The sequence below is a fragment of the Amycolatopsis sp. NPDC089917 genome, from assembly GCF_040684635.1.
Lineage (GTDB): Bacteria > Actinomycetota > Actinomycetes > Mycobacteriales > Pseudonocardiaceae > Amycolatopsis.
Map to the genome: position 1 here is coordinate 1 of NZ_JBFBGL010000035.1, position 20,310 is coordinate 20,310.

Here is a 20,310-nt window from a genome sequence, read left to right on the forward strand (position 1 = left end):
GGGGTCCCGGATGTCATGAAAGGGTCGTTCAGGACGAAAAACGTCCTGAACGACCCTTTCATGACACCTGCCCGGGCACCTCACGGTGAGGTGCCCGGATGTCATGAGGGGTCCCCATGGGACAAGATCTGTCTCATGGGGACCCCTCATGACACACACGGAGGGGGCCCGAAGCGCGTCAGCAGCTCTGCTTGTAGAAGTACTGCGCGTTCGCGTCCATGTTCGCCTTGGTGATGGAGTGCAGCGAAGCGGTCAGGTTGCGCGTGACCGGCTTGCCCTCCAGCGCCGCGATGGCCTGCTGGACGCCCTGCTGCCCGATGGAGGCCGGGTCCTGCGCGATGAGGCCCTGGTACTCGCCCTTCTTCAGGCCCTCGATCTCCGACGGCGAAGCGTCGAAGCCGACCAGGTTGACCGCGCCGATCTTGCCCGCGTTCCGCAGGCCGGTCGCGGCGCCCTCACCGGTGTTGAGGTTGGTCGCGAAGATGCCGATCAGGTCCGGGGTGGAGGCCAGCGCGGCGGTCACCTTGGACGCGGCCTGGTCGGGCTCGTTCTGGGTGAATTGAACGCCCGCCGACTTCAGGTTCGGGTAGTTCTTCAGCTCGTCCTCGAAACCCTTCGCGCGGGTGTTCGTGGTCGAGGTGCCGGCGATCGTGTCGAGCACCAGCACCGAACCGCTCTTGCCCGCGGCCAGTTCCGCCAGCGTCTTCGCGGCGAGCTTGCCGCCCTCGGCGTTGTCCGAGGAGATCGACGACTCGGCCACGCCGGTGTCCTTGAGCGCGGTGTCGACCTCGATGATCTTCGCGCCGCGGGTCTTGACCTGCTGGATCGGCGCGAGCATCGCCTGCGCGTCGGTCGGCGCGATGAGCAGCGCGGCGGGCGGGTTCGAGCCCAGCGCGTTGACCAGCTGGGTCTGCATGGCCGCGTCGAACTTCTGCGGCGCCTGCGTGGTGATCTCGTAGCCGGACTTCTTGGCCTCGGCCTCGGCACCGCACTGCATCGAGATGTAGAACGGCTCGGCCTGCACACCCGGGATCAGCGACAGCTTCTTGTTGTTGGTCTTCGCGCCGGAGTCGCCCGAGGACGACTCGCCGACGGTGCCACCGCCGCACGCGGTCAGCAGGAGGGCCGCCGAGAGCGCGGCGCCGGTGACGAGCAGGGTCTTCTTCATGGGGATTGCACCTCTTTGTGCGTAGGGAGAACTAGCGGGAATTGCGGCGACGGCGGCGCCGCTGGTCGAACCAGACCGCGGCGATCAGCACCGCGCCGACCGCGATCATCTGCCAGAAGTCCTGGACCTGCGTGATGTTGAAGCCCTTCTTCAGCACGGCCGGGATGAACACGCCGATCACCGTGCCCAGCACCGAACCGACACCGCCGAAGAGGCTCGTGCCGCCCATCACCGTGGCGGCGATGGCGTTGAGGTTGTCGGTGGTGTGCGCCGAAATCGTCGTCGACGCGTAGTACGCCAGCGAAAGGAAACCGGCGACACCGGCGAGGAAACCGGTGAGCGTGTACACCTTCAGCAGATGCGCGGTCACGCCGATGCCCGCCCGGCGCGCGCCCTCGGCGTTGGAGCCGACGGCGTAGGTGTAGCGGCCGAATTTGGTGGTGTGCAACAGCCAGGCGCCGATCAGCGTGATCACCACGGCCACCAGCACCAGGTTCGGCACCCCGCCGAACGACGTCCCGTAGCCGAGCGTCTTGTTGAGCTCGGTCGGCACGCTGCGCACGTCGGACCCGTTGTTCAGCAGATACGCGGCGCCGAGCGCGGCACCCATCGTGCCGAGCGTGACGATCAGCGGCGGGATGTTCGCCACCGCGATCAGGAAACCGTTGATGAGGCCCCAGATCGTGCCGGCGACGACAGCGGCGAGCAGGCCGACCATGATGACGTCCCAGCCCGCCTTCGTCGCGTCACCACCCGGGCTCATCGCCTCCATCGTCTTGCCCGCCACCATGCCCGCGAAGATCAGCACGGAACCGACCGACAGGTCGATGCCCGAGGTGATGATCACGAACGTCATGCCGACCGAGAGCACCAGCAGCACCGAGGTCTCGATGAGCAGCGTCTGGAAGGTGAACAGCGTCGCGAACTCGGCGGGCGCGATCGCGGTGAACACGATGATCAGCGCCAGCAGCACCAGCGCGATCCAGAACGTGTTGGCCCCGATCATCCGCTGGCCGATCGACCGCTTGCCGAAGCCGCCGTCCACGGAGGTCTGGATCTCGGGATCCTTCTTAGTCGGAGTGGACACGGTCACGCCGCCTCCTCTTGTACGAGGGCGCCCGTCATCGCGGCGACCAGGTCTTCCAGTTTCGTGTCGGCGCCGGTGAACCGGGCGACGCGCTTGCCGAGCCGCAGCACCTCGATGCGGTCGGCCACCGACAGCACCTCGGGCATGTTGTGGCTGATCAACACGACGGCGATGCCCTTGTCCCGCACCTTCTTGATCACGTCGAGCACGCGTTCGCGCTGCACGACGCCGAGCGCGGCCGTCGGCTCGTCCATGAACACGACCTTCGAAGCCCAGACGACCGACCGCGCGACCGCGACGCTTTGCCGCTGTCCGCCCGAAAGCGAGCCGATCGGGACGTCCGTGCTCTGCAGGGTCACGCCGAGCCGCTGGAACTCGTCCACGGCCTGGCGCCGCATCTCCTTCTTGTCCAGCATCCCCAGCTTGCCGAGGATCCCCTTGCGGTGGATCTCCCTGCCCAGGAACAGGTTCGCGGCCGGGTCGAGTTCCGGCGCGACCGCGAGGTCCTGGTAAACCGTCTCGATCCCCATCTTCCGTGCCGTGGTGGGGGAGTCCAGGTGGGCCTCGACGTCGTCGAGCAGGATCTTGCCCGACGTCGGCTGCTCCGCGCCGGACAGGCATTTGACCAAAGTGGACTTCCCCGCGCCGTTGTCGCCGATCAGCGCGGTGACCTCACCGGCGCGGGCCTGGAAGGACGCGCCGCGCAGGGCTTCGACCGAGCCGTACCGTTTGACCAGGTTCTGGGCGTCGAGCAGGAGTTCGCTCACGATCGCTCCCTCTTCTCCGGTGCCGGTGGCCTGCAGCGGATGACCGTGACGTCGCCCTCCACAGTGGATTGACCGGCGTCGTGCGGGACCACGAAGGTCTCGCCCTTGCGCAGCGCGTACTCGCCGCCGTGTTCGGTCCGGAGCGTTCCCGAGCCGTCCATGACGACCAGCACCGCGAACGACGGGTCGAGTGACAACGTTGTCGTCCCACCGGAAGCGCCGGGCCGGAGCTGGTCGGCGCGGAAGAATGCGTCACTGCCGTCAGCGAGCAGGTCCACAGTGGACGCTGTGTCGCCCGCGGTGCGCTTGACGATCGAGCCGAGGCGTTCTTCGTCCCAGCCCGAGGTGTCCAGCGTTTCGATGGCGGTTTCGAAGCCGATCCCGAGGTGCGCCTTCTCCGGGTTCGCCAGGAAGTCGCGCCATTCCAGGGTCAGCGAGAAGTCGGTCGGCTGCTGGAGCTCGACGACGAACACGCCTTCGCCGATCGCGTGCGGCAGCCCGGCCGGGATGTAGACCGTGTCGCCGGGCGTCACCGCGACGCTGTTCAGCGCGCCGAGCATGGCGGGAGCGTCCTGGCTGCGGGCCCATTCGTTGACCGTGGCCTTGTCGACGGTCTCCTTGAAGCCCGGGTAGACGCGGGGGTCGTCGCCGTAGGTGCCGACCACGATCCACGCCTCGGTCTTGCCGAAGTGCGAGTCGAAATGCCGCCGCGCGAACGAGTCCGACGGGTGGAAGTGCACCGGCAGGCGCTGGCCCGCGTCGAGCAGCTTCACCAGCAGGCCGGTCGAATCGCCGAGCGCCTCGACGTGCTTGGCGCCGAGCCAGGCCGAGGGGTTCTCGCGGACGGCGTCGCGCAGCCAGACCCCGCTGGGGAGTTCGGTCAGGCCGTTGGTCTCTTGGCCGAACATCGTGGTGGCCGAGCCGACCCAGTCTTCGGGGCCGTACTTGGATTCCGACGAAGCGCCCCGCAACGCGGCGATGGCGTCGCCGCCGCGGTAGAACTGCGGCGGCTGGTTCGCCGGCAGGCGGATCGGTTCGAGGTGACCGCTCATGAAGGGGCGACCTCCCCGGAACCGCGGGCTACGAGATGCACGGGCAGAACTACCTTTCTCGGTGCGGATTGATCTCCCTGGACCCGGGCGAACAGCAGTTCCGCGGCCGCCCGGCCCAGTGCGCTCACGTCGTGCGCGATCACGGAGACCGGCGGATCCAGCAGATCCGCCAGTTCGAAGTCGTCGAAGCTGATCATCGCGGGCCGCCGCCGCGCGTGCGCCAGCGCGCGCAGCAGGTGTACCGCGACCCGGTTGTTGCCCGCGATCACGGCGGTGGCCGGATTCGGCCCGGTGAGCAGGCGGCGCACGGCGTCGCCGACGCTCTCGGCCGTCGGGGTCCGCATCACGACGAGGCTCTCGTCGTACGGGATCCCGTTGCGGACACAGCCTTCCCGGAATCCCCGCAGGCGTTCACCCGCGGTGAAGATGTCCGGGCTGTCGGCGAGGAACGCGATCCGGCGGTGGCCGTGCTTCACCAGCTGGGCGACCGCTTCGACGGTGCCGCCGATGTTGTCGACCAGCACCGTGTCGGCCACGATGTCGCCGGCGGGCCGGTCGAGGAACACGACGGGAGTGCCGGCGCGCATCTCGGGGACGAGGTACCCGTGCTGCATCCCGGCCGGGACGACGAGGATCCCGTCGACGCGGCGGGAGCAGAACTCCAGCACCAGCTCGCGTTCGCGGTCGGAGTTCTCCTCCGACGAACCGGTCAGCACCTGACGGCCGAACGAGGTCGCGATCCGTTCGACGGCCCGGTTGAGCTCCGAATAGAAGGGGTTCCCGACGTCTTCGACGATCAGGCCGATCGTCCCGGTCGTCGAGCCGCGCCGCAGGTTCCGCGCGCCGAGGTTGCGCCGGAAGCCGAGCTGCTCGATCGCCGCCATGACGCGCTCCGCGGTGTCCGGATGGACGGCGGGCTCGTCGTTCACTACCCGCGAGACGGTCTTGATGCTCACGCCCGCGAGCCGGGCCACGTCGCTCATCGTGGCCCGTCGGCTGGTGGTGCGGTGGACGTTGTCCGGTCCGCTGGAAGACAACGTTGTCATAGTGGCGGGAATTGAAACGCGAGTGAAGTGGTGATGTCAATGCCCGGTTCACCGAGAAGACGCGTTCCGAGGTCGAACCGTTACGCGGACCGGGCTGTGGCAGGGTCATGACGATCGAGAGGGGAGCGGGGAAATGCCGTATGTCGAAGCGTCGGTGCGCAGCAGGCAGTTCGTCGCCGCCGCTCGCGAGGTGATGCTGCGCGACGGTGTCGCGGCGACGACCCTGCGGGCGGTCGCCGCCGAGGCCGGCGTCCCGCTCGGCACGCTGCAATACGTCTTTTCCAGCAAGGAGGCGTTGCTGCGGGCGGTGATCGAGGACGTCGTCGAGGAGATCTCGACCGTGCTGACCGGCGCCGTCGAACTCGACCGCGGACTGGCGCACGCGATCCGGCAGGGGCTGACGAGCTTCTGGACGTCGCTGGTCGCCGACCACGTCAAGCTGCAGCTCATGCAGGGTGAACTGCTGCACTACACGCTCCGCAGGCCCGGGCAGGAAAGCCTGGCGCGCTGGCAGTACGGGCGCTATGTCGACGTGCTGACCGACTGGTGCCGGGAAGCCGCCGTCCGGGCGGGTGAAACGTGCGCGCTGTCCTACGACCGGCTCGCCAGGGTCATGCTCGCCGGCGTCGACGGGCTCATCGTGCAGTACGTCTGCGACCCCGACGAAGAGCGCGCCCGCGCCGATCTCGACACCGTCGTCGCCATGCTCATCGCCACCGCCGGCATCCGGCCCGCCTGACCTGCGTCGTTGCCGATCGTCCTCGACTGCCCTACGGTCAAGTCATACGACTGACTGAGTTGAGGGAGAGGTCATGGACGCACCGTCGTGGTGGTCGGTGCCGGACTGTCGGGACTGGTGGCGGCCCGCGCCCTGCACCGTCAGGGCGTCGACGTCATAGTGCTGGAAGCAGCCGACCGGATCGGCGGGCGCGTCCTGAGCGAGACGACGGCGCTGGGTTCCCGGCTCGATCTCGGCGGGCAGTGGATCGGGCCCGATCATCACCGGGTCACGGCGCTGGCGGCCGAACTCGGCGCCACCAAGTTCCCCATGCGCACCGGGACGGTTCCCGGGCTGGTCGAGGGGGGCCGCCGGGTGCCGCTGTCGCCCGCCCTGGTGCCCGCCGGTCTCGCGCTGGCCGCGGCGGCCGTCCTGGCCCGGACCGGGACGCCCGCGCGGTGGAACCACACCACACTCGCGTCGGTGCTGCGCGCGATCCCGGGTCGCCGGGCGCGCGGGCTGCTGGAAACGGTGGCCTCGGTGTCGTGGACCGCCGACCTCGACAGGTTCTCCCTCGGGGCGATGGCCAGGATGATCCGCGTCCAGGGCGGCCTGCGGACCATGCTCTCGACCAGCGGCGGGGCGCAGGAGGCCCTGCTCGCCGAGGGGATGGGGACGCTCGTCGACGGTCTCGCCGCCGAACTTGGCGGGCGGGTGCGGACCGGGGCCGCGGTCACGTCGATCGTCCGCGACGAAGACGGCGTCACCGTGCGGACGGCGACAGAGCGGCTGCGGGCCGCCAAGGTCGTCGTCTCCGTGCCGCCGCCGGTCGCCGCCCGGATCGGGCACGAGCCCCCGCTTCCGCGACAGCGGCTCGACCTGGAGGAAAACAGCTACATGGGGACGGTGCGCAAGGCGATCGCGGTCTACGGACGGCCGTTCTGGCGCGAGCGCGCGAGCGGCGAACTCCTCGTGCTGGACGGCTTGGGGCAAGCCGTCTTCGACACCACCGCACCCGGCGGGCCCGGGCATCTGTGCGTGCTGGTGGGCGGTCCACGGGCGCGGCGTCTCGACGGGCTGGACCTCGAAGCCCGCCGGGACGTGTTGCTCCGGCCGCTGGTCCCGCGTCTCGGCTCGGCCGTGCTCGAACCCGCGGACTGGCACGAAAAGGCGTGGCACCTCGACGAGCACGCCGGCGGTGGCTACACGGCGCTGCCCGAACCCGGTGCCACCGACGGCTTCCCGCCGATCCCGGCCACCCCGATCGGGCCGGTGCACTGGGCGGGCTCGGAATCCGCCCGTGAGCATCCCGGCTATCTCGACGGCGCCATCGAAGCGGGCGAACGGGCGGCGCGGGAGGTCGCCGAGGCGCTCGGCCGGGCATGTCCCGAATCGGACAGGGTTCGGCGGACCTCTTGACCGGGTGGTCTGTTCTTGCCGAAGGTGAGCAGGCAGCGACAACGTTGTCAGGAGGCGGCCTTTCCCATGCCTGCACGCACTTCGACCCGCGTCGCCGGGTTGCTCACCGCACTGGTCGTTCCCGCCGGGCTCCTCACGCCCGTCGCGGCGGCGGCACCCGGTGGCGACCCCGTGGACGCTGTCAACACCTTCATCGGCACCAAGGACGACGGCAACACCTTCCCCGGCGCCTCGGCGCCTTTCGGGATGACCCAGGTCAGCCCGATTTCCTCGCATTACGCCGGATATCGCTACGACGACACCGCGATCCGCGGCTTCGGGCATTTCTTCCTGTCCGGCGCGGGCTGCTGGGAGCAGGGCGGCCTCGTGTCGTCCCTGCCCACGACCGGCGCGGTCGGTCCCGGCGCGGCGTTCGACACCTCGAAACCGGACACCTTCGACCACAAGAAGTACGCCTCGCCGTACACGCACGAGGGCGAGGTCGGGAAGCCCGGCTACTACAAGGTGCGGCTCACCGGCTACGGCGGCGTCGACGCGGAGACGACCGCGACCACGCGGACCGGCGTCGAGCGGTACACCTTCTCGAAGTCCGGTGACGCCAACGTGTTCGTCAACGTCGGCCAGGCCAACGACAAGGAACCCGTGACGGCGAGCCAGATCCGCGTCGTCGGGGACCGGACGGTCGAGGGAATGGTGGAGTCGCAGGCGTTCTGCGGCGGGAAGCCGTACAAGACCTGGTTCACCACGACGTTCGACAAACCCTTCAAGTCCTTCGGCACCTGGTCGCCGACGGGTGGCACGCCGGGCTCGAAGGAGTCCGCCGGTGGTGAGGGCCTGCGTGGCGCCTGGCTGACCTTCGGCGGCGGGCAGGTCACCGCCACGACGGCGATCTCCCATGTGGACGCTTCCGGCGCCAAGCGCAACCTGGCGTCCGAGAAGGGCCGCTCGTTCGACGCGGTCCGTGACGGCGCCCAGCGCGCCTGGCGCAAGGAACTGTCCTCAGTGGACATCAAGGGCGGCGCGAAAGACGACCGCACGGTGTTCTACACCTCGCTCTACCACGCGCTTCTGCAGCCGCTGACCGGCAACGACGCCGACGGCCGCTACCGCGGGTTCGACGACAAGATCCACCGCGCGCTGGGTTGGACGTACTACGAGTTCTTCTCGCTGTGGGACACCTATCGCACCCAGAACCAGCTGCTCGCGCTCCTGCGGCCGGCGCGGGCGAAGGATGTCGCGAAGTCCGTGCTCGCCATCCACGACCAGGGTGGCTGGCTGCCGCGCTGGGCGTACGCGAACCAGGAGACGAACACGATGACCGGCGATCCGGTCACCCCGTTCCTGGTCGACCTGTGGCGGTTCGGCGCGTTGTCCGGGCAGGAGTTCAAGGCGTACCAGGCACTTCTGCAGAACTCGCGCGAGATCCCGCCCGCGTCGTCCCCGTTCCAGGGCCGTTCGGGGAACGCGAGCTACCAGAAGGACGGGTTCGTCCAGTACGACAAGGACTTCCCGAAGAAGGGGCAGGACACCGACCCGAACCACGGCGCTTCGGCCACCTTGGAATACGCGCTCGCGGACTGCTCGCTTTCGATCATGGCCGCCGGTCTCGGCAAGAAGGACGATGCCAAGGCGTTGGCCGACAAGGGACGCAGCTATCGCACGCTGTGGGACTCGTCGGTGACCGACCGCGGCTTCACCGGGTTCTACCGGCCCAAGGTCACCGGCGGTGACTGGTTCAGCCCGGCGGACAAGCCGTACACCCCGCAGAGCCCGGACGGCTTCCACGAAGGCACGTCCTGGCAGTACCAGTGGCTGACCCAGCAGGACGTGCCCGGTCTGGTCGAGCGCATGGGCGGCAAGGAAAACGCCGGCAAGCGGCTCGACGACTTCTTCGCCTACGGAGATCTGCTGAAGGATCCGGCGAAGACCGTGCGCGAGGAATGGGTCGTCGGTCCGTACAACTACTACAACCAGTTCCGCTACAACCCGAACAACGAGCCGGATCTGCACTCGCCCTGGATGTACACGCTCACCGGGCAGCCGTGGAAGACCTCGGCCGTCGTCCGCGCGGCGCACACGTTGTTCACCAACGCGCCCAACGGTGTCACCGGGAACGACGACCTCGGGACCATGTCCGCCTGGTATGTCTTCAGTGCGCTGGGCCTGTATCCGGCGGTGCCGGGCACCGGGCAGTTCGTGCTCAACGCGCCGAGGTTCGAGAAGTCGGTGGTGCACCTGGAGAACGGCCGTGGCATCACGATCAAGGCCGACGGCGCCGACGCGTCGAAGCTGCAGTACGTCCAAGGGCTGGGATCCGGTTCGCAGCGGGCCTACGTCGGTCTGGAGCAGCTGACGCGAGGGACCACTTTGGACTTCAAGCTCACCGAGGATGTGGCGAAGGCCACCTGGGCGACCGGCCCGGAAGGCGCGCCGAAATCGCCGTGCGCCGGGTGATCCGAGTGGTTTAGACCGGTTCGTACCGGGGGTCGTGAGCAGCATCACGACCCCCGGTGTTCCGGTGAGGGCCGTCACGCCTCACACTGGTATTACCACGTCCGACAGCGCTGTTGACGTCCCTGGCGAGTCCGCCTTGGACAGTGCTCGTCGGACGTAGTCATGTAGGCACACATAGTGGTGAGACCCCACAGGAGGAGAAAGTGTCCAGCAAGGCCGCTCTAGTATTCCGCGTGGCCGCGGTAGCCGAAGCCCTTTCGTGGGCCGGGCTGCTGGTCGGGATGTTCCTCAAGTACGCCGTCAAGCTCGGCGAAGGCGGCGTTCCCGTCCTCGGCATGGTGCACGGCGTCGTGTTCGTCCTCTACGTGCTGGTCTCCCTGTCCGTGGCGAAGCCGCTCGGCTGGCGCCCGAAGACCCTGATCCTCGCGCTGCTCTCCAGCATCCCGCCGCTGTTCACCTGGTTGTTCGAGTCCTGGGCGCTGCGCAACGGCAAGCTGGACGGCCCGCAGCGGCTGTCGCACGGCGGCGTCGGCCTGTTCGTGGCCAAGACCCCCGAGCCCGCTGCCGCCTGATCTTGATCGCTACGTGAAAGGCCCCCGTCCAGCCGGACAGGGGCCTTTCCCGTGTTCCGGTGTTATTCGGTGAAGTCGCCGGTGGCCTTGCGGACCTTGGTGAGCAGGTCGGTCAGCTGCTCGGTCTGCTTGCCGGTGAGCCCGGTCAGCCCGAAGTCGATCTCGGTGACGGCCTTGGTGGCCTCTTCACGGCGTGCGCGGCCTTCGCCGGTGATTTCGACCAGCGTGGTCCGGCGGTCGGTCGGATGCGGGACGCGCTTGACCAGACCGTCCTTCTCCAGCCTGTCGACGATGTTGGTGACGCTCGTCGGGTGCAGCTGCAGCCGCTCGCCCATCACGCGCATCGGCAGGTGGGACGCGCGGGCGAAGGTCAGCAGCACCAGCGCCTCGTACCGGGCGAAGGTCAGCCCGTGCGGTTTGAGCGCGCCGTCCACGGCGGATTGGATGATCTGCTGCACGCGCATGATCCCGGTCACCGCGGCCATGGTTTCGGACGGCCCGATGCGGGCCTCCCACAGCTGCGCCGCGCGGGCGATCGGGTCGAACGGCAACGGACGGCTCATGGCGCTCGAAGTTACCAGTGGGTACCCGTGCCATGCCGCGCTACCGGGTGTTATGCGTGGGAAAAGCGTCCTGAGGAGGAGCAGAAGATGATCGTGGCCTTCAGCGTCAGCCCGTCTGCCAGTGAAGAAGACGGCGGTGTCAGCGAAGCGGTCGCCCGCGCGGTGAAAGTGGTGCGCGAGTCCGGCCTGCCGAATTCGACCAACGCGATGTTCACCAACATCGAAGGAGACAACTGGAACCAGGTGATGGACGTCGTCAAGCGCGCCGTCGAGGCCGCGGGCGAGGGATCGTCACGGGTCGGGCTGGTGCTCAAGGCCGACATCCGGCCGGGGTACGAAGGCCAGCTGACCGCGAAGGTGGAGCGTGTCGAGAAGCACCTGAGCGAGTAAGTCAGGGGAGCGGTGGGGTGAAGGACACCAGCCACAGCTTGTCCTTGACCGCGATGGCCACCGGGTAGCCGAACACGCTGCCGTCGCCCAGTTTCCCGCTGACGGTCGCCGAAGTCGGCGCCAGGTCGTCCGGCGCGAACTTCACCGTGACGTCGTGGGCGCCGCGGCCCGCCAGCGCGTCGATGTAGGACTTCGCGAAGTCGTCCGCCGAGGCGGGCGGATAGTCGATGAGCTCGGAGAGGGCCTCGACGTCGTGTTCGTTGAGCGCGGCGGCGAGGCCGTCCCGGAGTTGCCGGGGACTGGCGACGCCGGGATCGGGCTGATGGGCGATGAGCACCGTGATGACGCTCACCCACGTGACCGCGATGGCGATCGCCACGGCCACCGTCGCCGTCCTGCGTGTCGGAATGTCGATCACCCCCTCGTGGGGAGCCTGCCGGACGGGGAGCGTCCTGCCAAGCGGGCAGGCGGGGGCGTGCGGTGAAACGGTCGGGGATGCGTGCCAGGATGGGTGCGTGACACACCCACGCGGATCAGCATCGAAGACGGCGGCCCTGTCCGCCGCGCTTTCCGGCGCGGTCGACCTTTCCGCGCTCAAGGCGCGTGCCGAAGCGCCCCAGAAACAGCCCCCCGCCCCGCCTCGGCCACCGGCGGGCGAAGGTGCCGCGCCGAGCCCCGCCACGGCGGGTGCCGTGATCGACGTCACCGAAGCGACCTTCCAGTCCGAGGTCGTCGAGCGGTCCTTGCAGCAGTTGGTGGTCGTCGACCTGTGGGCCGAGTGGTGCGGGCCGTGCAAGCAGCTCAGCCCGGTGCTGGAACGCCTGGCCGCCGAGTCCGGCGGCGCCTGGGTGCTCGCGAAGGTGGACGTCGACGCCAACCCGCGCATCGCGCAGCTCTTCGGCGCGCAGTCGATCCCGACGGTCATCGCCATCGGCGGCGGCCAGCCGGTCGACGCGTTCTCGGGCGCGCTGCCCGAACCCGAGATCCGCAAGTGGCTCGGTTCGCTGCTCGACGCGCTGCGCGACCGGCTGCCCGGCATCAAGGCCGCCGAGCAGAACGGAGGCGGTGTCGAGGTGCCGGAGGACGAGCGGTTCACCGAGGCCGAGGACGCCTTCGAACGTGGTGACTTCGCCGCGGCGCAGGCGGCCTACGAGCGCATCCTCGACGTCGAGCCGGCGAACGAGGAGGCCAAGACCGCGCTCGCGCAGGTCAAGTTCACCGCCCGCGCCGAGGCCGCCGGCCCGGACGCGATCGCGAAGGCCGACGCCGACCCGGCCGACCTCGACGCCCAGCTCGCCGCCGCCGACCTCGAAGTCGCCGGGCAGGAGCCCGAAGCAGGCTTCGCGCGGCTGATCGCGGCCGTGCGCCGGACCGCGGGGGACGACCGCAACAAGGCGCGGGAGCACCTGGTGGCGCTGTTCGAGCTGTTCGACTCCGCGGACGAGCGCGTGATGAAGGCGCGGCGGGATCTGGCCAGCGCGCTTTACTGAGCTTGAGTACATGAAGGCCCCCTTGCCTGCGCCAGACGCAAGCAAGGGGGCCTTCACGTACTTCGGGGGCCGCGGGTGGGCCAGTTGGCCGGCCGGGTGTCATGAAAGGGTCGTTTAGGACGTTTTTCGTCCTGAACGACCCTTTCATGACACTTCAGGCAGCAGTGACCGGACCGATCAGCCGTACTGGGTCGAGCACACCGAAGAGCTCTCCAGGTAGCCCTTCCGCAGTGCCTCGATCCGCTCGAAACCGTTGTCCACGCGCTTGCCGTTGACGTCGGCCGAGACCAGGCTCTCCGGGCTCAGCAGGTCCGAAATGGCCTCGTCGAGGTCACCGGCCGAGAGCCGCAGCGTCGCGCCGGGCACCGAGCTGGCCTTCGCCCACGCGCCGACCAGGCAGGCGGTGCGCAGTCCGGCGTTCGCGTTGTCGATCGACGCGCCGACACCCTTCTGGATGCCCATGGCGTAGCGGGACGCGATTTCCGAGAACGCGGCGAAGTCGCCCTTGCCCTCGCTCTGCCCGCTCTTCCACTCGGCCTCTTGGTCGACCGGCTGGGCGAGTTCGCGCAGCTTGGTCATGTCGATGCTGACGGTGTTGTTCGACGGGCAGTACGACGCGGGCGGCGTGCTGGGGCCGCCGGCGCAGCTGCCGTTGCCGTCCTCGGTGATCTCCGGGCCCGGGACGCCGGCGCCCTTGAAGGCCTCGTCGAGGCTCTTCTTCAGGATCCCGATGATCTCGGCGTCGAGCTTCGCGTCGCCCTTGCCCTTGTCACCCTTGTCGAACGGGCGCTCGGTGATGCGCGCCTTGATGTTCTCCTCGTTCATCGCGGCGCATTCCTTCGGGCCCTTCTCGAACCCGACCTGGAACGCGTACGTGCGGTCGAACGCGGTGCCGTGCGCGCCCTGCTTCGTCGCGCTGGTGCCCGCCTGGTCGCGGATCAGGAACAGCGACGCCATGACCTGGTTCAGGCCCTCGGAGGTGGAGAGCTTGTAGAACTTGCTCTTCTCCTCGGCGACCCAGCGGAAGTAGCCGCCGGCGAAGCAGTCGGCCTGCTGCTCCTTGACGATCGACGGGGTGTTCTTCTTGATGTTGGCCTTCTCGCCGAGCCGGTACTGCACGGCGTGCCCGAGTTCGTGCGCGAGCACGACGGCGCTGGCCATTTTCCCGAACCGCTCGCGCAGCATCGGCAGCAGCACGCCGCGGTCCCACGCCACCGAGTCGTCAGGCGGGCAGTAGAAGGCGTTGACCAGGCCCTTGACGCTGCCGCATTTGGTGTCTTCGTCATCGGAGCGCGCGCTGTAGGACAGCAGCGACTTCAGCGGCTCGTACTGCTGGCCGAAGTCGCGCGGCATGACCTCGGTCCAGTAGGTCTGCGCGTCGGCGATCGCGGCGATGGCGAGCTGGTCGTCCTCGGAGCCGTCCTCGTTGCGGACCTGCAGGTCCGGCTTGGGGGCGTCCGGCTTCAGCCCGCTCTCGAAGTGGGTGACCGGTAGACCGGCGATGTCACCGGCTCCCGGCTGGCTGCCCTGCTGGCCCCCGGCGGTGCCGCCCTTGTCGTTGCAGGCGCCGAGCCCGAGAGCCATCACCGCCACGATCGCGATCAGAGCCGGGCGGCGAAAGCCCCGCAATCCCCCTTGGATCATCTTCACTCGCTTGTCGTCAGGGCCCCGACCGGGCCGCGCGTACACCGGCAAGCTGGGACCCTACCCAGCGCTTATGGCCCGCGTGCAGGTAATCCCCGAAGTGGGTCTTGAGCGGGGTGGGGGCGGTCCCGATATGGTCGCTCCTCATGAGAGCAGTCCGCCGGTTCACCGTCCGCGCGAGCCTGCCGGAGTCGCTCTCCGGCCTTGGTGACCTCGCCACGAATCTGCGCTGGACCTGGCATCCGCCCACTCGCGACCTGTTCGCGTCAATGGACGCCGAGCTGTTCAACCGGGTCCGCGACCCGCTCCGGATGCTCACCGCCCTGCCCCCGGCCCGGCTCGACGAGCTGGCCGTCGACGACGCCTTCCTCGCCCGCGCGCGCGAGGCGGTCGCCGATCTGGACCGGTATCTCGCCGAGCCGCGCTGGTACCAGAAGCAGGATGACGCCGAGCTGCCGCCGGCCGTCGCGTACTTCTCGATGGAGTTCGGCGTCACCGAGGCGCTGCCGAACTACTCCGGCGGTCTCGGCGTGCTCGCCGGCGACCATCTCAAGGCCGCGTCGGACCTCGGCGTGCCGATGATCGGTGTCGGGCTGCTCTACCGCGCCGGGTACTTCCGGCAGGCGCTGTCGCTCGACGGCTGGCAGGTCGAGCACTACCCGGTGATCGATCCGAACGCCTTCCCGCTGGAACTGCTGACCGACGGCGGCGAGCCGGTGGTGGTCGACGTCGCCATGCCCGCCGGGCGGACGCTGCACGCGCAGATCTGGAAGGCCCGTGTCGGCCGGATCCCGCTGCTGCTGCTCGACACCGACACCGAGGCCAACGACGAAGACCTGCGCGCGGTCACCGACAGGCTCTACGGCGGCGACGCGGACCACCGCATCCGGCAGGAGATCCTGTCCGGGATCGGCGGCTTCCGCGCGGTGCGGCGGTACTGCGAGCTGACCGGGCATCCGCAGCCGAAGGTGTTCCACACCAACGAAGGTCACGCCGGATTCCTCGGGCTGGAACGCGCCCGCGAGATCATCCAGACCGACGGGCTGGCGTTCGACGAGGCGCTGCCCGCCGTCCGCGCCGGCACCGTGTTCACCACGCACACGCCGGTCAGCGCCGGTATCGACCGGTTCCCCGTCGACCTCGTCCAGCGGTACTTCACCGACGGCAGGCTGGTGCCGGACGTCGACCCGCGCCGCGTGCTCGCGCTCGGCGCGGAGGACAACCCCGGTCTGTTCAACATGGCGCACATGGGTTTGCGGCTCGCCCAGCGGGCGAACGGCGTCTCGGCGCTGCACGGCCGGGTGTCGCGGAGGATGTTCTCCCGGCTGTGGCCCGGGTTCGACTTCGACGAGGTACCCGTCTCCTCGGTCACCAACGGCGTCCACGGCCCGACCTGGGTGGCGCGCGAACTGAGCGCGCTGCTCGGCCGCAACCACGAGGAACTGGGGCTCGACGGCGCGCGGGGGAAGCCACTGCGGGACGGCGTCAGCGACGAGCAGTTGTGGGCTCTGCGGCGTGAGCTGCGCGAGAAGCTGGTCGCCGAGGTGCGGCGCCGGGTGCGGGCCGCGTGGATGCAGCGCGGCGCGTCCGCGCTCGAACTCGGGTGGACCGACACGGTCTTCGACCCGGACGTGCTGACCGTCGGTTTCGCGCGCCGCGTGCCGACGTACAAACGGCTGACGCTGATGCTGCGCGACCCGGACCGCCTGCGCGCGCTGCTGCTGGACGAGCGGCGCCCGATCCAGCTCGTCGTCGCGGGCAAGTCGCATCCGGCCGACGAGGGCGGCAAGCAGCTGATCCAGCAGATCGTCCGGTTCGTCGACGATCCCGAGGTGCGCCGCCGCATCGTCTTCCTGCCGGACTACGACATGTCCATGGCGCGCTATCTCTACCGCGGCTGCGACGTCTGGCTGAACACGCCGGTCCGTCAGCTGGAGGCGTGCGGGACCTCGGGGATGAAGTCCGCGCTCAACGGCGGCCTCAACCTGTCCATCCGCGACGGCTGGTGGGACGAGTGCTACGACGGCAGCAACGGCTGGGCGATCCCGACCGCGGACGGCGTCACCGACCCGCTGCGCCGCGACGAACTGGAGGCCGCGGCGCTCTACGACCTGCTGGGCCACCAGATCGCGCCGCTGTTCTACGACCGTGACGCCGGCGGTGTGCCCGGCGGGTGGCTGTCGATGGTGTGGCACACGCTGGAGACCCTCGGGCCGCGCGTGCAGGCCGCGCGGATGGTGCGGGAGTACGTCGAGTCCGGGTACCTGCCCGCCTCGCGGATGGTCGCCGAGGCGACCGGTGACGGGTATCGCGGCGCGCTTTCGCTGGCCGAGTACCGGACCAAACTCGACGTCTCCTGGCCGCGCGTGCGGATCTTCGACACCGAACTGCTCGTCGAGGACGCCGCCCCGCTGGTCACCGGGACCGAGGTGACCATCCGGGCGCGGATCGACCTCGCGGGTCTCGATCCGTCCGAAGTGGACGTTCAGGCCGTCGTCGGGAAGGTGGGCGACGGGGACGAGCTGACCGGGCCCCTCACCGTCCCGATGTCCGGCGACGGGATCGGCGCGTTCGCCGCGCGGCTGAAACTGCCGCATCCGGGGTCGATCGGCTACACGGTCCGCGTGCTGCCCAAACACCGTCTGCTGGCCACGCCGGCCGAACTCGCCCGGGTCGTCCACGCGTAAGCCTTCTGCGCGGCCGTGACTCGCGTGCTCAGAGCCGGATCACGCGTGATCGGGGACGGAACTCGCGTGACTGGACTCCGCACTCGGTGTGCGGCTCTGATCACGTGAGTTCCGGTGTCGAGCCGATCCGCGTCAAGCCGGTACCGAACAAAAGAAACCGTTGATTCTCGATTTCCGCCGAACAATGCGGAACAGGCAGGTGAAATACACTTTGCCGGGCCGATCCTGAATCGCGGAGGAATGGTGGCTTCGGCGAAAGAGACGAAAACATCGCGCAGGGCCAAGGACCGGTTGCACCACATCCACGCCCGAGCCGGGATCCAGCAGGACGGGCTGCGCCGGGCGCTGGGGCCGGAACTGCGGGAGATCTGGGGAGTCGCCGACGACGCCGAGCCCGGCAGGGTGCGCGAGATCGTCCTGCTGCGGCTGAATCGCGTTCTCGAGCGGTTCGCCGACCCGCTCATGCCCGAGATCGTCTGGACCGCCTACAACCTCGGCGTCGATCCGGTGAACGGCGGGGCGGGCATGGTCGGCCGGATCAGGACCATGGTCGGCCGCGGCCGGGTGGCGGTCTCCGAGCGGACCTGCACCCGCCGGTTCTACGACTTCCTGGGGACGGTCAAGAACAGCCTGGACGGTTTCCAGGAAGACCTCACGGGCGAAGACTTCAGGGTCGCTTCGGGGTGGATCGCCGGGAACGTCCGGCCGGAGCGGGAGCAGACCGACGGCGGCCTGCGCGACCCCGTCCCCTCGGTCATGCGGATGTTCCTCGACGGCACGGTGTGGGGCCCGGCGGACGAGGCGGGCGCGCCGGTCCCGGCCCGCCTCGGCGCGCACGGCGACTGGCTCTGCGTCTTCACCGACGAACGCCTGCTGGCCGAGTACCGCGCGATCACCGGAGCCGGCTGGGCCCGGATCCGTCCCCGGACCGGCCGCGAGGTCGTGCTCGCGGCCGCCAGGCGCGACGTGGCGACGGGTGTCCTGGTCAACCCCAGGCCGACGCGGGGCGCCGGGATCCACGCCGCGCTCCCGCTCTCCCCGGACTCGATCGCCCGGCTGGCGATCCGCCGCTAGGGAACGGCGGGGGTGCCGCCCTCGCGGACCGGGAGGCCGGCCGAACGCCAGGCGCGGAACCCGCCTTCGAGATCCGTGGCGCCCGGCAGGCCGAGCCGTCGCAGATCGGCGGCGGCCAGGCTCGACGAGTACCCCTCGTTGCACACGACGATCACCGTCGAGTCCGGTTTCACCTCGGGAAGCCGCCATTCGCTGTCCGGCGCGAGCCGCCATTCGAGGTGGATCCGCTCGACGATCACCGAGCCCGGGATCTCGCCCTCTTCGAGGCGGTTGACGTGCGGGCGGATGTCCACGATCAGGGCGCCGTCACGCTGTAACCGCTGTGCCTGCTCGGGTTCCGCCCGGTTCAGTCCGGACCGGGCGGCGGACAGCAGGTCGTCGATCGCGCTCATGCCTCCTCCTCGTAGTGGGTCGCTTTGCGTTGCATGAGCGGCGCACTGTGTTATCGATTCGCTCGCAGGCTCGCTCATGCGCCCAGTATCGGGGCCAGCGAGGGGATCTCGGCGGGGACTTCGGCGAGCGTGCCGTATTCGCGGGTCGCGACCAGCGGCGGCGAGTAGGCGTGGACGCTGGCGGCGGGCTCGGCGCCGATGCCGGTCACCTGGTGCGCGCGGCCCGCCCCGAAGCCGATGCCCTCGCCCGCGACGTGCGTGCGGCGCCGGACCGGGCCGCCCGGGTAGCGGTACTCCTCGCCGAGTTCGCCCTGGAGCACGGTGAACGAGCCGGACGCGCCGCCGTGGTCGTGCGGTTTGGTCTGCTGGCCGGGCAGCCAGGACAGCAGCCACAGCTCGACGCCGTCGGTCAGCGCGAGCCGCGCCCACCATCGGCGCTCCTCGTCGAACCGCAGCAGGCCGCGCAGGCCCGCGGTCAGCTCGGTGGTGACGGTGGAGGTCAGATCGGCCAGCTCCCGGGGCGTCCAGAGCAGGCGCTCGGGGTGCAGCAACTCGGGCAGCAGCGGGTTGGTCAGCTGCGGGTGGATCTCGAAGTCCTGACGGGACGAGACGGACGTGGTCACGGTGAGGCTCCTCGTGAAGGTTCGCGGGCAGGGCCGGACGCGGCACGACACGGGTCTTCCCGGCACACGGGTGCCGGGAAAAGAGCAGGAGATCAGCCGTGTCGCGCGGTGGTACACCCGGACGAGGCGACGAGGAGCAGGTCGATGGTGCGACGGCGCCAGAAAGAGCCCCCGATGACGGGGAAGGCGGTGGCCACGGACCTGATCACGCCTCCGATGGTGCCACAGGCGCCACTCCGGCGGTTACTCCGGAGAGCTCCGTCTCACTCCCTGGACCTGCCGCTTTCCACCGACCGGCGGCCCGGTGCACACGCGCGCGCGTGTCCGGACACAATGGGCGCGTGAGCGAGCCGATCCAGCCCAGCGAACTTGACGACCTCGTGGTGAGGATGACCGGTGTCGGGGTCCGCCGAACAGGCAACGACCTCCTCGCCGACCTCGACTGGACCGTGGAACTGGACGAACGCTGGGTGGTGCTCGGCCCGAACGGCGCGGGCAAGACCACCCTGCTCCGGCTGGCCGCGGCCGAACTCCACCCGACCTCGGGAACGGTCGACCTCCTCGGCGACCGGATCGGCAAGGTCAACATCTTCGAGCTGCGCCCGCGGATCGGGTTCACCTCGGCCGCGATCGCCCAGCGGGTGCCCGCCGAGGAACGCGTCCTCGACGTCGTGGTGAGCGCCGGGTACGCCGTCGTCGGCCGCTGGCGTGAGGAATACGACAGGCTCGACACCGACCGCGCCGTCGAACTGCTGACCGCGCTGGGCATCCCACATCTGGCCGAGCGCACGTTCGGCACGCTGTCGGAGGGCGAGCGCAAGCGGACCCTGATCGCGCGTTCGCTGATGACAGACCCGGAGATGCTGCTGCTCGACGAGCCCGCCGCCGGACTCGACCTCGGCGGCCGCGAAGACCTCGTCGCCCGCCTGTCCGAGCTGGCCCTCGACCCGGAGGCCCCGGCGATGGTGCTCGTCACCCATCACGTGGAAGAAATCCCGCCGGGGTTCACCCACGCGCTGCTGCTGCGGGACGGCCGCGCGGTCGCGTCCGGTCTCGTGGACGACGTCGTGACCAGCGACAACCTGTCCAAGACGTTCGACCAGGACCTCCTGCTCGAACGGTCCGGTGATCGCTTCTTCGCCCGTCGCCGCTGACGGGTAATAC

At 69.4% G+C, this 20,310-nt stretch carries 19 protein-coding genes; 9 read left to right on the forward strand and 10 right to left on the reverse strand.

Annotated features, from left to right (window positions below; all coding sequences use genetic code 11):
* Positions 1 to 178: 178 nt before the first annotated feature.
* Genes AB0N89_RS24525 through AB0N89_RS24545 form a run of 5 tightly spaced genes read right to left on the reverse strand, consistent with a single transcriptional unit; the run spans position 179 to position 5,057 of the window.
* Complete coding sequence (locus AB0N89_RS24525; RefSeq protein WP_364208160.1) at positions 179 to 1,168, reverse strand: ABC transporter substrate-binding protein; 990 nt, start codon at positions 1,166 to 1,168, stop codon at positions 179 to 181.
* A gap of 31 nt (positions 1,169 to 1,199) precedes the next feature.
* Positions 1,200 to 2,261, reverse strand: coding sequence for an ABC transporter permease (locus tag AB0N89_RS24530; protein ID WP_364208163.1), 1,062 nt, complete (start codon positions 2,259 to 2,261; stop codon positions 1,200 to 1,202).
* A complete protein-coding gene (locus AB0N89_RS24535) occupies positions 2,258 to 3,022 on the reverse strand; it encodes an ATP-binding cassette domain-containing protein (RefSeq protein ID WP_364208166.1) in 765 nt (254 codons plus the stop codon). The genes AB0N89_RS24530 and AB0N89_RS24535 overlap by 4 nt, the downstream gene beginning before the upstream one ends.
* A complete protein-coding gene (locus AB0N89_RS24540; RefSeq protein WP_364208169.1) occupies positions 3,019 to 4,074 on the reverse strand; it encodes a mannose-6-phosphate isomerase in 1,056 nt (351 codons plus the stop codon). Before AB0N89_RS24540 ends, AB0N89_RS24535 begins: the two co-directional genes overlap by 4 nt.
* Positions 4,071 to 5,057 carry a LacI family DNA-binding transcriptional regulator gene (locus tag AB0N89_RS24545; protein ID WP_364208408.1) on the reverse strand — a complete coding sequence of 329 codons (987 nt, stop codon included), beginning with the start codon at positions 5,055 to 5,057 and terminating at the stop codon, positions 4,071 to 4,073. The genes AB0N89_RS24540 and AB0N89_RS24545 overlap by 4 nt, the downstream gene beginning before the upstream one ends.
* A gap of 196 nt (positions 5,058 to 5,253) precedes the next feature.
* Here AB0N89_RS24545 and AB0N89_RS24550 point away from each other — a divergent pair, with 196 nt between their 5' ends.
* From AB0N89_RS24550 to AB0N89_RS24565, 4 genes are all read left to right on the forward strand, one after another.
* A complete protein-coding gene (locus AB0N89_RS24550; protein WP_364208172.1) occupies positions 5,254 to 5,859 on the forward strand; it encodes a TetR/AcrR family transcriptional regulator in 606 nt (201 codons plus the stop codon).
* Between the two features lie 87 nt (positions 5,860 to 5,946).
* The gene (locus tag AB0N89_RS24555) at positions 5,947 to 7,257 is read left to right on the forward strand and encodes an NAD(P)/FAD-dependent oxidoreductase (RefSeq protein ID WP_364208174.1); all 1,311 of its coding nucleotides are present in this window, start codon (positions 5,947 to 5,949) and stop codon (positions 7,255 to 7,257) included.
* 66 nt (positions 7,258 to 7,323) lie between these two features.
* Positions 7,324 to 9,711, forward strand: coding sequence for a GH92 family glycosyl hydrolase (locus AB0N89_RS24560; protein WP_364208177.1), 2,388 nt, complete (start codon positions 7,324 to 7,326; stop codon positions 9,709 to 9,711).
* Positions 9,712 to 9,914: 203 nt separating this feature from the next.
* Positions 9,915 to 10,283, forward strand: a complete 369-nt coding sequence (locus tag AB0N89_RS24565) for a DUF3817 domain-containing protein (RefSeq protein WP_364208179.1) — start codon at positions 9,915 to 9,917, stop codon at positions 10,281 to 10,283.
* A gap of 62 nt (positions 10,284 to 10,345) precedes the next feature.
* Here AB0N89_RS24565 and AB0N89_RS24570 read toward each other — a convergent pair whose 3' ends face one another.
* Positions 10,346 to 10,846: a MarR family transcriptional regulator gene (locus AB0N89_RS24570; protein WP_184894533.1), complete on the reverse strand. Its 501-nt coding sequence runs from the start codon at positions 10,844 to 10,846 to the stop codon at positions 10,346 to 10,348.
* An 87-nt stretch (positions 10,847 to 10,933) separates the two neighbouring features.
* Between AB0N89_RS24570 and AB0N89_RS24575 the strand changes: the two genes are divergently transcribed.
* On the forward strand, positions 10,934 to 11,236 hold the full coding sequence (locus tag AB0N89_RS24575; protein WP_364208182.1) for a thiamine-binding protein: 303 nt from the start codon (positions 10,934 to 10,936) through the stop codon (positions 11,234 to 11,236).
* A 1-nt stretch (position 11,237) separates the two neighbouring features.
* On the opposite strand, the gene AB0N89_RS24580 is transcribed toward AB0N89_RS24575, so the two are convergent.
* Positions 11,238 to 11,654 carry a hypothetical protein gene (locus tag AB0N89_RS24580; protein ID WP_364208185.1) on the reverse strand — a complete coding sequence of 139 codons (417 nt, stop codon included), beginning with the start codon at positions 11,652 to 11,654 and terminating at the stop codon, positions 11,238 to 11,240.
* Positions 11,655 to 11,751: 97 nt separating this feature from the next.
* On the opposite strand from AB0N89_RS24580, the gene AB0N89_RS24585 reads away from it, so the two are divergent.
* Complete coding sequence (locus AB0N89_RS24585) at positions 11,752 to 12,726, forward strand: tetratricopeptide repeat protein (RefSeq protein WP_364208188.1); 975 nt, start codon at positions 11,752 to 11,754, stop codon at positions 12,724 to 12,726.
* Positions 12,727 to 12,903: 177 nt separating this feature from the next.
* Here AB0N89_RS24585 and AB0N89_RS24590 read toward each other — a convergent pair whose 3' ends face one another.
* A complete protein-coding gene (locus AB0N89_RS24590; RefSeq protein ID WP_364208191.1) occupies positions 12,904 to 14,376 on the reverse strand; it encodes a neutral zinc metallopeptidase in 1,473 nt (490 codons plus the stop codon).
* Positions 14,377 to 14,516: 140 nt separating this feature from the next.
* On the opposite strand from AB0N89_RS24590, the gene glgP reads away from it, so the two are divergent.
* Both glgP and AB0N89_RS24600 read left to right on the forward strand, forming a co-directional pair.
* Positions 14,517 to 17,057: an alpha-glucan family phosphorylase gene (glgP, locus tag AB0N89_RS24595; RefSeq protein WP_364208194.1), complete on the forward strand. Its 2,541-nt coding sequence runs from the start codon at positions 14,517 to 14,519 to the stop codon at positions 17,055 to 17,057.
* 240 nt (positions 17,058 to 17,297) lie between these two features.
* Positions 17,298 to 18,131 carry a hypothetical protein gene (locus tag AB0N89_RS24600; protein WP_364208197.1) on the forward strand — a complete coding sequence of 278 codons (834 nt, stop codon included), beginning with the start codon at positions 17,298 to 17,300 and terminating at the stop codon, positions 18,129 to 18,131.
* Here AB0N89_RS24600 and AB0N89_RS24605 read toward each other — a convergent pair.
* Positions 18,128 to 18,523, reverse strand: a complete 396-nt coding sequence (locus AB0N89_RS24605) for a rhodanese-like domain-containing protein (RefSeq protein WP_364208200.1) — start codon at positions 18,521 to 18,523, stop codon at positions 18,128 to 18,130. The genes AB0N89_RS24600 and AB0N89_RS24605 overlap by 4 nt on opposite strands.
* Before the next feature lie 74 nt (positions 18,524 to 18,597).
* Positions 18,598 to 19,146, reverse strand: a complete 549-nt coding sequence (locus AB0N89_RS24610) for a cysteine dioxygenase family protein (protein WP_364208203.1) — start codon at positions 19,144 to 19,146, stop codon at positions 18,598 to 18,600.
* 341 nt (positions 19,147 to 19,487) lie between these two features.
* On the opposite strand from AB0N89_RS24610, the gene AB0N89_RS24615 reads away from it, so the two are divergent.
* Positions 19,488 to 20,300, forward strand: a complete 813-nt coding sequence (locus AB0N89_RS24615; RefSeq protein ID WP_005167843.1) for an ABC transporter ATP-binding protein — start codon at positions 19,488 to 19,490, stop codon at positions 20,298 to 20,300.
* Positions 20,301 to 20,310: the final 10 nt, after the last annotated feature.

Coding starts and splice junctions, on each gene's coding strand:
- AB0N89_RS24525 (WP_364208160.1), bottom strand. CDS start 1,168: ATGAAGAAGACCCTGCTCGTCACCGGCGCCGCGCTCTCGGCGGCCCTC.
- AB0N89_RS24540 (WP_364208169.1), bottom strand. CDS start 4,074: ATGAGCGGTCACCTCGAACCGATCCGCCTGCCGGCGAACCAGCCGCCG.
- AB0N89_RS24545 (WP_364208408.1), bottom strand. CDS start 5,057: ATGAGCGACGTGGCCCGGCTCGCGGGCGTGAGCATCAAGACCGTCTCG.
- AB0N89_RS24550 (WP_364208172.1), top strand. CDS start 5,254: ATGCCGTATGTCGAAGCGTCGGTGCGCAGCAGGCAGTTCGTCGCCGCC.
- AB0N89_RS24560 (WP_364208177.1), top strand. CDS start 7,324: ATGCCTGCACGCACTTCGACCCGCGTCGCCGGGTTGCTCACCGCACTG.
- AB0N89_RS24570 (WP_184894533.1), bottom strand. CDS start 10,846: ATGAGCCGTCCGTTGCCGTTCGACCCGATCGCCCGCGCGGCGCAGCTG.
- AB0N89_RS24575 (WP_364208182.1), top strand. CDS start 10,934: ATGATCGTGGCCTTCAGCGTCAGCCCGTCTGCCAGTGAAGAAGACGGC.
- glgP (WP_364208194.1), top strand. CDS start 14,517: ATGAGAGCAGTCCGCCGGTTCACCGTCCGCGCGAGCCTGCCGGAGTCG.
- AB0N89_RS24600 (WP_364208197.1), top strand. CDS start 17,298: ATGGTGGCTTCGGCGAAAGAGACGAAAACATCGCGCAGGGCCAAGGAC.
- AB0N89_RS24605 (WP_364208200.1), bottom strand. CDS start 18,523: ATGAGCGCGATCGACGACCTGCTGTCCGCCGCCCGGTCCGGACTGAAC.